The following is a 14,569-nucleotide window of genomic DNA, read 5'->3' as shown; positions in this document are numbered from 1 at the left end:
GATTTAAACTTGGACTTTGGGAGGGTAATCATTTTTGTAGACGGTTAAGTGTGTCACAAATGCGACACATATAATTTTATTTTCTTGGATTATTTTTTTGAGTATCGGCACTTTGACCTGAATCCGACTGATTGCCGTTTTTTACTTTCATGGCATTGAGGAGCTTCGCAAAGGCATCATTCTCAAGCTTCCGTTTTTTGATTAGCTTATTTATCAATTCTTCATTTGGGCTCTTTTCTTCCATAAGGGTCTTCCTTTAATTTGGGTGGATAAAGAAAGTCCGGATAAGTGCAGTAAAAAATTATTCGACCTTTGAATAACTACTACTTAAGAAAATGACACCTTAGAATTTATACTGAAAAAGGAAAAAATCGCCTTAACATCACCTTAGCAAAAAAAATAACAGATTGTATTTCAATGACTTATAAATAGGGAAACAAATGAGTAAAAAATAAAAAGAATCTCCCTTAACCCCTATAAATTGGCCAAATGCGACACCAAATTGGAATTGGTATTGGTCAGGTTAAGCTTTTTGCGCAGTCTTGCCCGGGCCACCTCCACACTTTTGATGCTTTGTTGGCTGACTGCAGCTATTTCTTTGGAACTCATATTCAGCCTCAGGAAAGCACAGAGTTTTTCATCTGCCGGCGAAAGGTCAGGGTAAAGTTTGCGCAGCGTGGTATAAAACTCACTATGCACCTGATTGAAACGAAGCTCAAATTCTTTCCAGGTATCGTTGTCAGCTTCACGCTGTAAGTCCAAAATAATTTCTTGGAAGATTTTTTGGTTTTCAGGAAGCTCCCTCCGCTGAAGTTTCAATAACCGCTCAGCCACGTTGTTGATCAGTTCATTTTTGCGGATGAGGTACATCACATTGGTCGTGAGTTCCTTATTTTTGATCTCCACGTCCAAGGCCAGGTTCTTTTGCTTCATTTCTGTCTGACGGGCTTTGGAGCGAATAATAAAAGTGATCAATACAGCCAAAATCAACCCAACTGACAGTGCTGCAATGGTGAGGAGGTATTTGAAGCGGGTCTGACTGGCTTCTTCAGACCGGATTTTTTCTTCTTTTTCGAAATCATATTGCAGTTGAAGACGGGTGATCTCCCTACTAGCCTGCTGGTTGAGAATGCTGTCGCCAAATTCCTTGGATTTACGGAAGGCTGCAAGCGCAGCCTGAAAGTCCCCATTGGCTTCCGCAGTTTCCGACAGGCGGCTATAAGCTGAACTTTGGATGTCAAGGGAGCCTATTTTTTCACCGATTTCCAGGGCCCTCTCTGCATATTCTTTCCCTTTGGAATATTCTTTTTGCTGAAAATGAAAATTACTCAGAATGACAAGAGACCTTGCCACTTCTCCCAGATCGCCGTTTCGTTCCCTAACTTCAAGTCCTTTGGTCAAATATTCCAAAGCCTTTTCAGGCTGATTCAGTTCGTTAAAGTAGAGTTTGCCTATATTGTTGTAAGCAATGCCCTGTGCTTTGTGATTGGGGACCTGAAGGGCAAGGTCAAGGGCTTTTTCGTAATAAGTCAGGGCAGAATTGGCGTCGCCTTTGGTTTGGTATATGTTGGCGATGTTGTTGTAAATGGAGGGCAAGACCAGGTTTTTGTTGTCATTCTTATTCGAAGCATTCAGGTATTCCTGTGCTTTGAAGAAACTGGCGAGTGCTTTGTCATATTCCCCCATACGGTCATAAGCTGCACCGAGGTTATTGTTGAGCGAAATGATACCGGAGGTGTCCTGCATTTCCTCATACGCCTTGAGGACGGTAAAATAGTGCGTGGCAGCCATTTTATAGTGTCCTTGGCTGATGGCAACATTTCCCATGGTGGTTTCTGCGAGCAGTTCCTTTTTCTTCAGTTTTTTGTCAATGGCCAATTCTTTGGCCTGCCGCGCATATTCCAGGGCCTTGAGGTAATCGGTGGCATTGTAAAGATTAGAAAGCTGCATCAAGGTATTGAATCTTGCAGTATCCGTCCCGGCCTGCTTCAGGGCCAACTGCAGGCTATCAAGCCTGATGATATTTTGTGAAAAAGACTTGCCCCCTTGGAGGAAGATGACCAGGAAAAATAAAAATGAATATGCTAGCTTCTTCATAATAACCCATTCAGGTTTGGCACCCGTGCATTCAAGATTGCAACTTAATGCAAATCAAAGAAAGTAGCAACGGGTGGGGGTCAATGTCCATTTGCAAGACCAAGAAGCAGGTACGGAGGTTTTTAATATTTGGTTGTGAAAAATCAATTGAATTCTTAGCAATCAGAATCTCCTTTTCGATAAGGCATTGGTCATATAGCCAATTTCGTTTTTTCCCCTATTTTTGTATCCATGCTCTCCAAAAAAACCAAATACGCTTTTCATGCCCTGACCTATCTCGGCAAGCACCGGGACCAAAAGACCGTACTTATCCATGACATTTCTGAGGAATACGGGATTTCACATAAATTTTTGGAAAACATCCTCCTCGAACTCAGAAAAGCGGGCATCCTTGGAAGCAAAAAAGGCAAAGGCGGAGGATATTATTTGATAAAAGATCCCAAAGACATCGCCCTTTCCAAAGTCATCCGCCTGCTTGATGGACCTATCGCCCTGCTTCCCTGCGTCAGCCTTAATTACTACGAACCCTGCGTCGAATGCAAAAGCGAGGCGCTTTGTGGTCTCAACAAAGTCATGATCCAGGTGCGGGACGAGATGCTCAATGTGTTGGAAAACAAGTCTTTAGCAGACATTTTAGATAAAGAATAAAATTTTTTCTCCTATTACCCTATAATATTTATAGACTTTATATACTTTTGTAAAAGTGTTATAATGTTAACTATATGATTTTAGACCAGCCGATCAAAAAGTGGTTTGTGGCCAAACAGGGCAAAGATTCCAATTTAAAGAGCTTTATGAAATCCATTTCCTGGAGAATCGTCGGGACTTTGGATACTATGGTGATCTCTTTTTTTGTCACCGGGCAGCTGGTGATGGCGATATCCATCGGATCCATCGAGGTGGTCACCAAAATCATTCTTTACTACTTCCATGAAAGGGCGTGGGAAAGCGCAACAAAAATTGAAAAAGATGAGCCTGAAAAAGAATTTGCATAACCTCAGCGAAAAGATCGACAACCTTTCAGCGGCAGAAGGTCTGGCATTTCTTTCTGATCTTTTCAGGGGGAAAGTTGTCTTTTCTACCTCATTGGGCCAAGAAGATCAGGTCATCACCCAAATGATCGCCGAAAACTTCCTTCCGATCCAAATATTTTCCCTGGATACCGGGAGGCTTTTTTCTGAGACATTGGACCTGATAGCCCGCACCGAAACCAAATACCATACAAAAATCAAAGTTCTCTACCCGGAAAGAGAATCAGTGGAGAACCTGGTCCTGAAACAAGGAATCAATGGTTTTTATGATTCGGTTGATAACCGCAAATCCTGCTGCTATGCCCGCAAAGTCGAACCCCTCAAAAGGGCCCTTCTCGGAAACAGTATATGGGTCACCGGACTTCGTGCCGAACAAAGTGCGAACAGAAGCGGCATGCAAAAGATCGAATGGGACGAAGCCAATCAGATCATCAAGTTCAACCCGCTCCTGGATTGGACCTACGAGGAGATGATAACCTACATCACAAAAAACAAAATCCCCTACAACCCGCTCCATGACAAAGGCTTTGTCAGCATCGGCTGTGCACCCTGTACACGTGCGATCATGCCGGGAGAAGACGCCCGTGCAGGCAGGTGGTGGTGGGAAGATTCCAAAAAGGAATGTGGGCTACACGCAAGGTGAGAAGCGAGAGGCGAGAAGTAAGATTGAGATTTAAGAAACAAAAGTAAAAAGACATGTCTAACCTATTTATACCTAATCCCAAAGAAGCAGAATCGATCCATATCCTGAGGGAAGTGGCGGCACAGTTTGAAAGACCGGTGCTGCTTTTTTCGGGAGGAAAGGATTCGATTACCTTAGTCAGATTGGCCCAAAAGGCATTTTATCCGGCAAGGATTCCTTTCCCTTTGCTGCACATTGACACAGGACATAATTTCCCGGAGACCATCGAGTTCCGTGACCAATTGGTCGCCGAATTGGGCCTTGAACTGATCGTCCGCAATGTTCAGGACAGCATCAACCAAGGGAAAGTCACCGAGGAAAGAGGAAGATATGCCAGCAGGAATACCTTGCAGACCACTACCCTTTTGGATGCCATCGAAGAATTCAAATTTGACGCCTGTATAGGTGGTGCAAGAAGGGATGAGGAAAAAGCAAGGGCCAAAGAAAGGGTATTTTCTGTCAGAGATGATTTTGGTCAGTGGGATGAAAAAAACCAACGCCCTGAGTTATTCGACATGCTCAACGGTCGGATCCATCAAGGCCAAAACGTCCGGGTTTTCCCGATTTCCAACTGGACTGAACTTGATGTATGGGAATATATCAAAACTGAAAACATTGCGATTCCTTCCATCTATTTCGCCCACAAAAGAGAAGTTTTCTTCCGTGACGGCATGGTTTGGACAGCAAACGAGCATGTGTACAGGGAATCATACGAGGAAGTATTTGAGAAAATGGTCAGGTTCAGAACTGTCGGCGACATGACCTGTACCGCGGCAGTTCTCTCCGAAGCTGACACTTTGGATGCTGTGGTAGCAGAAATCAGGGATTCAACTATCTCCGAGCGAGGCGCAAGGATCGACGACAAACGCTCAGAAGCAGCCATGGAAAGCAGGAAAAAAGTCGGGTATTTTTAAAGGAGTATCAAGTATCAAGTACCAAGTATCAAGACTGAAAAATTAGATGCATGGTAATTAGAAAAGACAATTATGAGAGTTAGGAGCCCCAATCTCATGTCTCAAATCTCACATCTCATATCTCGAAAATGGAAAATAGAAAACTTATAAAAATCGCTACTGCAGGATCTGTGGATGATGGCAAAAGTACCTTGATCGGAAGGCTTTTGTATGACACCAAATCCCTGACTACGGATAAACTGGAAGCAATCGAAAAAACCAGCCGTCAGCGTGGCTTTGATTACCTTGATTTTTCTTTGGCCACCGATGGCTTGATTGCAGAGCGCGAGCAAGGCATTACCATCGATGTGGCGCATATCTATTTCAATACTGCCAAGACCAATTTTGTCATTGCAGATACTCCCGGACACGTGGAGTATACCAGAAATATGGTGACAGGAGCCTCCACTTCGCAGGTCGCAATCATTTTGATTGACGCTAGAAAAGGTGTGATCGAGCAGACCAACAGGCATTTCTTTATCAGTAACCTCCTCCGTCTCGGCCATGTGGTCGTCGCTGTCAACAAAATGGATCTTGTCAATTACGACGAAGATGTCTTCTTAAAAATCAAGGCTGACTTCGAAGTTTTGGTAGAAAAAAGCGACTTCAAAACAGATCAGATCACCTTCATTCCAATTTCAGCATTGAAAGGCGAAAATATTGCGAAGCATTCTGAACTCATGCCTTGGTATGTCGGAAATACACTTTTAGACCATCTTGAAGTTTTGGAACCATCGGATTTACATGAAAGCACGGTGGCAAGATTTCCGATCCAATATGTAACGAGACCTAGGACGGAAGCCTTCCATGATTTCAGGGGGTTTTCCGGCAAACTTTATGGCGGCAGCCTAAAGGTGGGCGACGAAGTGACGGTTTTGCCTTCCTTCACCGAATCCAAAATCAAAACCATCCATTTCTTTGACCAGGAATATTCTGAGGCATTGCCCGGCGCTTCCATCACAATCACCTTGGAAAATGAAGTCAACATCAGCCGCGGTGACATGTTGGTGAAGTCCTCAGAACTGCCAAAATCAGAAAAACAAATCTCTGCCACCATTTGCCAGGTCAATTCCAAGCCACTGAAAGTCGGAGATAAATACACGCTTCAGCATGGAATCAACAGGGTTTTGGCAAAGGTAGAAAGCATTGATTCTGTGATCCACACGGACTTCACAGGGGAAGTTTCTGCCTCTCAACTCAAACTGAATGATATCGGAAAGGTGAATTTCAGGTTGAGCAAGCCTATCCACTTTGACACTTACCATGACAACAAATCCAACGGCAGGTTTATCCTGATTGACGAAGGAAGTTATGATACGGTGGGAGTTGGGTTTATTGATTAAAACTGAAATAAATAGAAATAAGTGGAAATAAATTGAAATATAAAAAAAGCACCTGACCGCCAAACAAGCTCAAAAGGTGCCAAATTATTTCGCCGAAGGCATATTCGCAAAGCATATTTCAACCTTATTTCACTGCTGACAATTAAATGTCGACCGATTAACAACCATAACACCACATTCCCTCATTAGGGACAAAGATTAAAAAGATGCAAAGTTTCAGGACAGAAATAGAAAATCCCATTGTTGAGAAAGATATTCTCGAACTGGAAAAAAAGATACGACTTTTTAGAGAAGGCAAGATTGACGAGGAAAAATTCAGAAGCCTCCGCCTTGCCCGTGGCGTCTATGGACAGCGGCAGCCGGGCGTGCAGATGATCCGGATCAAACTTCCTTATGGCAAAGCCACAAGCGAGCAGCTGAAGCGGATAGCAGATGTTTCTGACAAATATTCCACAGGTCGATTGCACATTACCACCCGTCAGGATATTCAGATCCACTATGTGAGTTTGGATGAAACTCCTGCTTTGTGGGCCGAACTCGAAAAAGACGATGTGACTTTGCGCGAAGCCTGCGGCAATACCGTACGGAATGTTACCGCCTCAGAGACTGCAGGTGTCGATCCCAATGAACCTTTTGATGTGACATTATATGCCGATGAGGTTTTCAAATATTTTTTGAGAAATCCAGTTTGCCAGGAAATGGGCAGGAAATTCAAAATGGCATTTTCAGCTTCTGATGAAGATACAGCATTGGCTTACCTCCACGATTTGGGTTTTATCCCAAAAGTAAAAACTGAAAACGGCCAAGAAATCCGTGGCTTCAAAGTGATGCTTGGGGGCGGATTGGGTTCCCAGCCGAGACACGCCGATTTGATTACGGAATTCCTACCAACAGACGAATTGATTCCATTTATCGAAGGTGTTTTGCGGGTTTTTGACAGACATGGAGAAAGGGCAAGAAGGCTGAAAGCACGGATGAAATTTTTGATTTCAGATATCGGATTGGAGGCTTTTCTGGATTTGGTCAAAGAAGAACAAAAAGCACTTCCATTCAAAAAATATCCCATAAACCACAACGACTATGAGGATTCCAAACAGCTTTTCCAACCGGAAGTTCCCGAGTTGGAAGAGCCTTTGGAACTCGCTTATGAGCAATGGAAACTCACCAATGTCCTTCCCCAAAAGCAAAAAGGACTTGTATCGATCGGTGTGAAAGTCCTTTTGGGAGACTTCTACACCCCCCAAGCAAGGCAGATAGCGGACCTTGTCAAAAAATATGCAAACAATGAGCTGAGATTCACCCTCAGACAAAATATCCTTATCCGGGATGTCCAGGAAAAAGCCATTCCTTTCTTTTATCAGGAATTGAAAAAAATCGGTCTGGCGGATGCCGGATACAATACTTTTGGAGACATCACCGCTTGCCCGGGAACAGATACCTGTAACCTTGGCATTGCGAGCAGTACCGGAATCGCCAAAGAATTGGAGAAAGTAATCTTGGCAGAATATCCCCAATACCTCAAAAACAAAGACCTGACCATCAAAATCTCAGGCTGCATGAACGCCTGCGGACAACACAATATGGCGCATATCGGCTTTCAGGGCATGTCTATGAAAGTGGGTAAAGTGGTAGTTCCGGCACTTCAGGTATTGCTTGGAGGCGGAACACTGGGCAATGGACAGGGAAGATTTGCCGATAAAGTCATCAAAGTTCCAAGCCGCCGCGGACCGGATGCTTTACGGATCCTGATTGCGGATTTTGAACAAAATTCCAACGATACTGAATCCTTTTTGGATTACTATGACCGACTTGGACATATCTATTTCTACGACATTCTGAAAGTATTGACAGAAACCTCCACCATTACCGAAGCTGATCAGGTTGATTGGGGACACGAGGAAGCATACAAGGTAGCCGTAGGAGTGGGCGAATGTGCCGGGGTGGTGATTGACTTGGTAGCTACCCTTTTGTTGGAAGCGAGGGAAAAACTCGAGCTTTCCAAAGAAGGATTGGTAGAAAAAAGATGGTCTGACAGCATCTACCATACCTATGCTGCGATCGTAAATGCCGCAAAAGCAATCTTGCTGAGCGAAAGCAAAAGCACCAACTCCTATGCAAACATCGTGGCTTTGTTTGACGAGACATTTACCCAAACAGGTAAAATTAGCTTGGAAAAAGACTTGGCTTCATTCGTATATGAAATCAACAAAAATGAGCCTTCCCAAGAATTTGCAGAAGCTTATTTCAAAGAGGCCATCAAAGTATTTGACGCGATCAGCGCTTATAGAGAACAGGAGGTAACAGCATGATTCAAGCCATTAAACCAAAAGTAACCTTGGTCGGTGCGGGTCCGGGAGACCCTGAACTGATCACTTTGAAGGGGGTATTGGCGCTAAACAAAGCCGATGTCGTTCTTTATGATGCCTTGATTGACAAAGGTCTCCTGAACCATGCTCCTGACAATGCCATTAAAGTATTTGTCGGAAAGCGGGAAGGCAGTCAAGTAAATCCACAGGATGATACCAATAGGCTATGCGTGGAATATGCCCTGAAATATGGCCATGTGGTCAGATTGAAAGGCGGTGATCCTTTTGTTTTTGGCCGAGGGGCTGAGGAAATAGATTTCATCTCAGCCTTCGGGATTCCAACGGAAATGGTTCCGGGCATTACCTCTTCGGTGGCTGTTCCGGCAGCAGCGGGAATTCCCGTCACCAAGCGCGGAGTGGCTGAGAGTTTTTGGGTAATCACAGGAACCACAAGTTCCGGGGAATTGTCACGCGACCTACATTTGGCTACCCAATCTACTGCTACGGTTGTGGTTTTGATGGGCTCCAAAAAGCTCTCCGAAATCGTCAAAGTCTATCAAAAAGCAGGAAAGGGAAATCTTCCTATCGCCATGATCCAAAGCGGAACTACCATCGAGCAAGAAATAGTAGCAGGAACGATCAACGACATCGAAAGTAAAGTATCCAACAGCCGTATCGGTGGTCCTGCTGTGATTGTAATTGGGGAAGTGGTGAAGGAAAGTTACCAATTGGCAGAGATATATCAATCAACAGTAGCTGTTTTAAAAAATTGATATTTATGGATATTGGATATTTGCTTCGCGATATTGAGTCCAATCTATACCCTCTTATATACCCAAAACCAAATACTTTGTGCAATCCTAAGTTCGATATTAATTGATATTGGATATTGATAGATATTTTACCGGAAACAGTACTTCATATCTTCTCAATTAGGCGGAAACAAGTATCAAATAATATCAATTATTATCAACTAATATCAACCTTGAATATGAACCACCTCTACCCCATTTTCCTTAAAGTCCACCAATTGAATACGCTCTTGGTTGGTGGGGGATTTGTGGGCACGGAGAAGTTGGCTTTCCTGCTCAAAAGCAGTCCAAAGGCGCAGGTGACGGCTGTTTCAAGAGAATTCAATGAAGATTTTTTGGCTCTGGCAAAAGACAATCCTTATGTCACTTTGATCCAGGATGTCTACCACGAGAAATATCTTGGGGGAAAGCATATCGTCATCGCCGCCACAGACGACAAAGCCGTCAATAGGCGAATCCATGACGATGCCAAAGAAAGGTTTCTGTTGGTCAATGTGGCGGATACACCGGACCTCTGTGATTTTTACTTGGGAGGAATTGTCAGCAAAGGCAATGTCAAGATAGCAATCAGCACCAACGGCAAATCTCCTACTACAGCCAAGCGATTGCGTCAGCTACTCGAAGAAGTCATCCCCGAGGACATCAATGAATTGGTAGAAAATATCAACAAATACAGGGAGACTTTAAAGGGGGACTTCGAGTACAAAGTCGAAGCCTTGAACAAGCTGACCGAGGGATTGGTCAGCAAGGAGAAATCGGGACAATTTGAGTAAAATCACACAATTGGTTCCGATTATGTGATTTTTTTCACACTTTTGTAACCAATTGTGTGATTTATGTATTTTCAAAGGGATTTAGAAAAGGATTTGCTTCTGTGGAAAAACAGAAAAAACCGCAAGCCACTGTTACTCAAAGGTGCCAGGCAGGTGGGTAAAACGTCATTGATAAAAACTTTCGGAAAGAGAGAATTTGAAGATGTCGCCTATTTCAATTTTGATGAACAGCCGGATATCAAACAATTTTTTGAATCAACCAAAGATGTTACACGATTGCTTCAAAATCTTTCTTTGGTACATGGTAAAAACATCCAACCTGAAAAGACACTCATTTTTTTTGATGAGATTCAGGAATGCAAACCTGCCCTAAACTCACTCAAATATTTCAATGAAAATGCGCCTGAATATGTTATCATAGGTGCAGGATCTCTTTTAGGAATTACTTTGGGCAATGAAGCCTCTTTTCCAGTTGGCAAAGTTGAATTCATGGAAGCGTTCCCACTTACATTTTTGGAGTTTTTGCATCAGGCAGATCCAAATTTGGCTGCATTTGTGAAATCCGCAGCATTGGGAGAGCCAATACCTGATTTCTTTTTCAACTCCCTATTGGAAAAATTCAAGCTTTATTTCATTTCTGGCGGATTACCGGAAGCAGCCAAAATCTTATTGGATGAAATGGACATTGATAGGACTCAACAAATTCTTCAGGACATTCAGAAAGCATATGAACTTGATTTTTCGAAACACACTGAGACGAAAGACATACCCAAAATTTCTTACATATGGGATTCCATTCCTTCACAATTGGCAAAGGAAAATAAAAAATTCTTATACCAAGCTGTCAAAACAGGTGCGCGTGCAAGAGAATATGAAGACGCTTTGCTTTGGTTGGTCCAAGCAGGATTGGTCTACAAAATTCACCGCTGTAACCAGATCCATTTGCCATTGGCGGCTTACGACGATTTGTCTGCGTTCAAGATTTATCTTTTTGATACCGGTTTATTAAGAAGAAAATCTCAACTTGATCCCATGGCATTCAAAGAAGGGAATAGACTTTTTGTAGAATTCAAAGGTGCATTGACTGAAAATTTCATCTTGCAGAGTCTGATGCCTCAACTAGATGTCTTTCCAAGATATTGGACCTCTGAAGGAAAGGCAGAAGTGGATTTTTTGATTCAATTCCGGAATGAGATTATCCCAATAGAAGTAAAATCCGATGAAAATGTTAGAAGTAAAAGTTTGGCTTATTACTCCCAAGTTCATTCTCCTAAACTTAAAATCCGCTACTCACTGAAGAACATGGAATTCAGGGATGGATTGTTGAACATTCCTCTCTTTTTGGTGGATAGGACAGCAGATTTTTTAACAAATATTCTGGGAAAATGAGATCAAATAACATGAATAGGAAAGTTAAGTCCCTCAAAGACAAAGAATGGCTTCAAAAAAATGAGGAAAAAAAGAGATTAAATCTACGGAAATTTGCATGGACAAGTATCTCAATTGGACTTATAGTTTTTTGTTTTACTTGTTTTTATCTTTATCATTTTAAAGGATTGAATGTCTGGAGCGCAGGATTTAATGAGTATCGGTTGCTTATCTACTTTTTTATTCTATTTTCCCTATCAATTGCCTTAATCATAAATGGTCTGATGAATTTTTCAAACTCGAAAAAATAACTTTCCCTTCTAGGACAATTGGTTCCGATTATGTGATTTTTTTCACGTTTTACTAACCAATTGTGTGATTTTGGTATTTCTAATCAATTTTTCAAAACCGGAAACCAATCCCGACCGAGTACCTGAATCCCATAGTAGATATGTTTGTCCTGCCATTAAAATCCGCGACTTTGTCCTCCAATAACCCGTCGATAAAAGGAAGTCTATTCACAATGTGCTCAAGGATAAGTTGGAGGTTTTCATCTAGTTCCACCTGAGGAATATCTCCATCCAAGGTCATTTCTGCATTGTAATTGGAGATAGAAGGCCCCAAGACCAAAAAATCCAGTGTCATCCTTTCCCATAACACAAATTGATATCCCAAAGCCACTCCTGCACTGAGGATATTCGCTTTGGAATTGAGGGTAACAGTTTCAAATTCATTTGTTTCTGAACTTTTCAATTCAAAATCCTTGACGTTTTTAAAATGGTGAATAGAAACAAACGGGGCGATATAAACACCCCGAGGGGCATTGTATTTGTTTTCTTTGGCAAGGTAAAACCTATAATCAACCGTTACATTGTATCCGAATTGCTCCGCATCGGATATCTTCTGAATATTTTCAAATCTGGTGAGGAGCTCAGGCAAAGTTACATGACCTAATTGGACAGATATTGTTCGATTGGGGTTAAGTACCCTTTCGTATTGAAACAAAAATGCCCGGTTATAAAATGCTGCTGTACTCAGGTTGTATTTGATGACATTTTTTCTTTCCACCGAATCTGCTTTTTGGGAAAAAGCAGAAAAAGAAAGCAAAACCAAAACAACTATTAGGGGTAAACTACCAAGCTTTTTCATAATACGGTCATTTAAACCTTTAAATAAGAATTCAAATCTGTTGCTTTAATGTCTCCCGAAGGAGTTCATGATGAAAAAAGGAAATTTACAAAATCAAAATTTCCTCTTTTTTTCCAATCGTTACTCAAATTTAATTTTTTTTGGCTACTTATTTCATCAATCAAAGAGTTAAATCATTTGTTTTTCAATTATATTTTTAAATGTCAATTTCTTGCAAACTCATCGGTTAAAAATAGATTTTTTTAGAAGGATGACCTGTCAATCCCTATTTTTTTTCCCAAGAAAGCCTATATTGTATTGGTTAGAATCAAGTTATAAAGCCTTTTACAAATCCTTTATCATGAACAAACTCTTCCTGTTTTTCGCCCTTTTATTGTTTTTTACGATCGATCTGTCAGCCCAAACCCAAAAGGGTCCGGACCTCAAAAAACTCGATGCCTATTTTGCCAAAATGGTAGCCGATTGGGATGTCCCGGGCGCAAGCATCGGTATCGTCAAAGACGGAAAACTTGTCTTTACCGGAAACTATGGCCTCATCGAAACCGGTAAACCCGCCAAGCCTGATGAAAACACCCTCTATGCCATTGCCTCGAATTCCAAAGCTTTCACTTCTGCGATCATCGGGATGCTCGTGCAGGAAGGGAAACTTAAATGGAACGACAAGGTCAAACACCATCTCCCCTATTTTTCACTTTACAATGATCCCTGGATCAGCAGTCAGGTGACCGTTCGGGATATCCTCAGCCACAGGGTGGGTTTGGGCACATTCAGCGGAGATGTGATATGGTACAAATCTGAGATGAGCTCCGAAAACATGATCAAGCTCGCAGGAAAACTTCCACAAGCTTATGACTTTCGTGCCGGGTATGGCTACTCCAACCTGATGTACATCACAGCGGGCGAACTCATCAAGAAAATCACCGGCAAAACCTGGGGAGAAAATGTCAAAGAAAGAATCCTGGTTCCTTTGGGTATGGACAGGACCCTGACCACTGCACAGGATTTGGCAAATACCAATAACGTGACCACTCCCCATGGACGGGAAAATGACAAAAACTTCCCTATCGAATTTGAGGATTGGAATGAAATCGGAGCTACCGGCGGCATCATCTCTTCGGTCAACGATGTGGCAAAATGGATGATCTTCAACCTCAACCATGGTATCCACGGCAAAGACACGATTTTGACCAAGGCCACCCGAAATATGGTCTGGACACCGCACAACAATTTTATGGTAGACCATACCACAAAAAACGACTTGGGAAGGCACTTTGCTGCCTATGGACTAGGCTGGAATCTGGGTGATTTCCATGGGAAATTTATGGTGGGCCATACAGGTGGATTTGACGGGATGATCACGGCCGTGACGATGATTCCGGAAGAAAACCTGGGCATTGTCGTCCTGACCAATGGCCACAAAAGCCCCATTATGGCCGCTACGTATTATGCTTTTGATCAATTCTTAGGGACAGGCACGAAGGATTGGTCGGCAGACTTGCTCGTCAGGACCAATGAAAACCAAAAAAATGACACCCGCATTGCATACATGAAAGCCAAAAGGGTGATGGATACCAAACCCTCCCTTGAGCTTTCTGCCTACACCGGCACTTACCATGCGGACGTATACGGCAATATTAAAGTACTGCTTGAGGGTGGAGAACTTGTAATTCTATTCGAAAACTCACCACGCCTTTCTGCAAAGCTTCGCCACTGGCATTATGATGTATGGGAAATTGTATGGGACGAAAAACATGCGTGGTTCAGTTTTGGTACAGTTAAATTCCAGACCGACAACGACATGAAAGTAACCGGACTGGAATTCCAGGTTCCCAATGATGACATATTCTTTGAGGAATTAAAACCCAGGAAAGTCATGGATTAGTAATCAAAAAAATCAGGATCAATTTTCTATATTTGATTATAATCAAACTTATGATTCTGGAAAGGCCTACGGACAAAATATTGGTAAGGCTTCCTTCTAATTTTGATTTGCCAGAACTTAAAAATTGCTTGACGATCTAACAGACCTCAGGTTCAAAATAAGTCAAGACGAAG

The 14,569-nt window shown here is 42.4% G+C and carries 13 protein-coding genes; 10 read left to right on the top strand and 3 right to left on the bottom strand.

The window, feature by feature from the left end; genetic code table 11:
• Positions 1-76: 76 nt before the first annotated feature.
• Positions 77-244 (bottom strand): hypothetical protein, encoded by a 168-nt coding sequence (locus DQW11_RS22255; protein ID WP_157966093.1) that lies wholly within the window; start codon positions 242-244, stop codon positions 77-79.
• A 230-nt stretch (positions 245-474) separates the two neighbouring features.
• On the bottom strand, positions 475-2,097 hold the full coding sequence (locus tag DQW11_RS10540) for a tetratricopeptide repeat protein (protein ID WP_113924034.1): 1,623 nt from the start codon (positions 2,095-2,097) through the stop codon (positions 475-477).
• A gap of 231 nt (positions 2,098-2,328) precedes the next feature.
• Between DQW11_RS10540 and DQW11_RS10535 the strand changes: the two genes are divergently transcribed.
• The 9 genes from DQW11_RS10535 (at position 2,329) to DQW11_RS10495 (ending at position 11,386) form a co-directional block, all read left to right on the top strand.
• On the top strand, positions 2,329-2,745 hold the full coding sequence (locus DQW11_RS10535; RefSeq protein ID WP_113924033.1) for an RrF2 family transcriptional regulator: 417 nt from the start codon (positions 2,329-2,331) through the stop codon (positions 2,743-2,745).
• A gap of 74 nt (positions 2,746-2,819) precedes the next feature.
• Complete coding sequence (locus tag DQW11_RS10530) at positions 2,820-3,092, top strand: DUF2061 domain-containing protein (RefSeq protein ID WP_113924032.1); 273 nt, start codon at positions 2,820-2,822, stop codon at positions 3,090-3,092.
• Complete coding sequence (locus tag DQW11_RS10525) at positions 3,067-3,771, top strand: phosphoadenylyl-sulfate reductase (RefSeq protein WP_232826719.1); 705 nt, start codon at positions 3,067-3,069, stop codon at positions 3,769-3,771. The genes DQW11_RS10530 and DQW11_RS10525 overlap by 26 nt, the downstream gene beginning before the upstream one ends.
• A gap of 53 nt (positions 3,772-3,824) precedes the next feature.
• Complete coding sequence (gene cysD / locus DQW11_RS10520) at positions 3,825-4,724, top strand: sulfate adenylyltransferase subunit CysD (RefSeq protein ID WP_113924030.1); 900 nt, start codon at positions 3,825-3,827, stop codon at positions 4,722-4,724.
• Between the two features lie 128 nt (positions 4,725-4,852).
• Positions 4,853-6,106, top strand: coding sequence for a sulfate adenylyltransferase subunit 1 (locus DQW11_RS10515; RefSeq protein ID WP_113924029.1), 1,254 nt, complete (start codon positions 4,853-4,855; stop codon positions 6,104-6,106).
• A gap of 206 nt (positions 6,107-6,312) precedes the next feature.
• Positions 6,313-8,415: a HEPN domain-containing protein gene (locus DQW11_RS10510; protein ID WP_113924028.1), complete on the top strand. Its 2,103-nt coding sequence runs from the start codon at positions 6,313-6,315 to the stop codon at positions 8,413-8,415.
• Positions 8,412-9,185, top strand: coding sequence for a uroporphyrinogen-III C-methyltransferase (gene cobA, locus DQW11_RS10505; protein WP_113924027.1), 774 nt, complete (start codon positions 8,412-8,414; stop codon positions 9,183-9,185). The genes DQW11_RS10510 and cobA overlap by 4 nt, the downstream gene beginning before the upstream one ends.
• A gap of 218 nt (positions 9,186-9,403) precedes the next feature.
• Complete coding sequence (locus tag DQW11_RS10500; protein ID WP_113924026.1) at positions 9,404-9,997, top strand: precorrin-2 dehydrogenase/sirohydrochlorin ferrochelatase family protein; 594 nt, start codon at positions 9,404-9,406, stop codon at positions 9,995-9,997.
• Positions 9,998-10,060: 63 nt separating this feature from the next.
• Positions 10,061-11,386 (top strand): ATP-binding protein, encoded by a 1,326-nt coding sequence (locus tag DQW11_RS10495; protein WP_113924025.1) that lies wholly within the window; start codon positions 10,061-10,063, stop codon positions 11,384-11,386.
• Between the two features lie 381 nt (positions 11,387-11,767).
• Here the strand turns inward: DQW11_RS10495 and DQW11_RS10485 are convergent, their stop codons facing one another.
• Positions 11,768-12,514: a hypothetical protein gene (locus tag DQW11_RS10485; protein WP_113924023.1), complete on the bottom strand. Its 747-nt coding sequence runs from the start codon at positions 12,512-12,514 to the stop codon at positions 11,768-11,770.
• 340 nt (positions 12,515-12,854) lie between these two features.
• On the opposite strand from DQW11_RS10485, the gene DQW11_RS10475 reads away from it, so the two are divergent.
• Positions 12,855-14,396, top strand: a complete 1,542-nt coding sequence (locus DQW11_RS10475) for a serine hydrolase (protein ID WP_113924219.1) — start codon at positions 12,855-12,857, stop codon at positions 14,394-14,396.
• Positions 14,397-14,569: the final 173 nt, after the last annotated feature.

Source organism: Cognataquiflexum aquatile, assembly GCF_003316845.1.
GTDB lineage: Bacteria > Bacteroidota > Bacteroidia > Cytophagales > Cyclobacteriaceae > Cognataquiflexum > Cognataquiflexum aquatile.
Note: the sequence above shows the minus strand (reverse complement) of the source record. Positions and strands in the feature narration are given on the sequence as shown.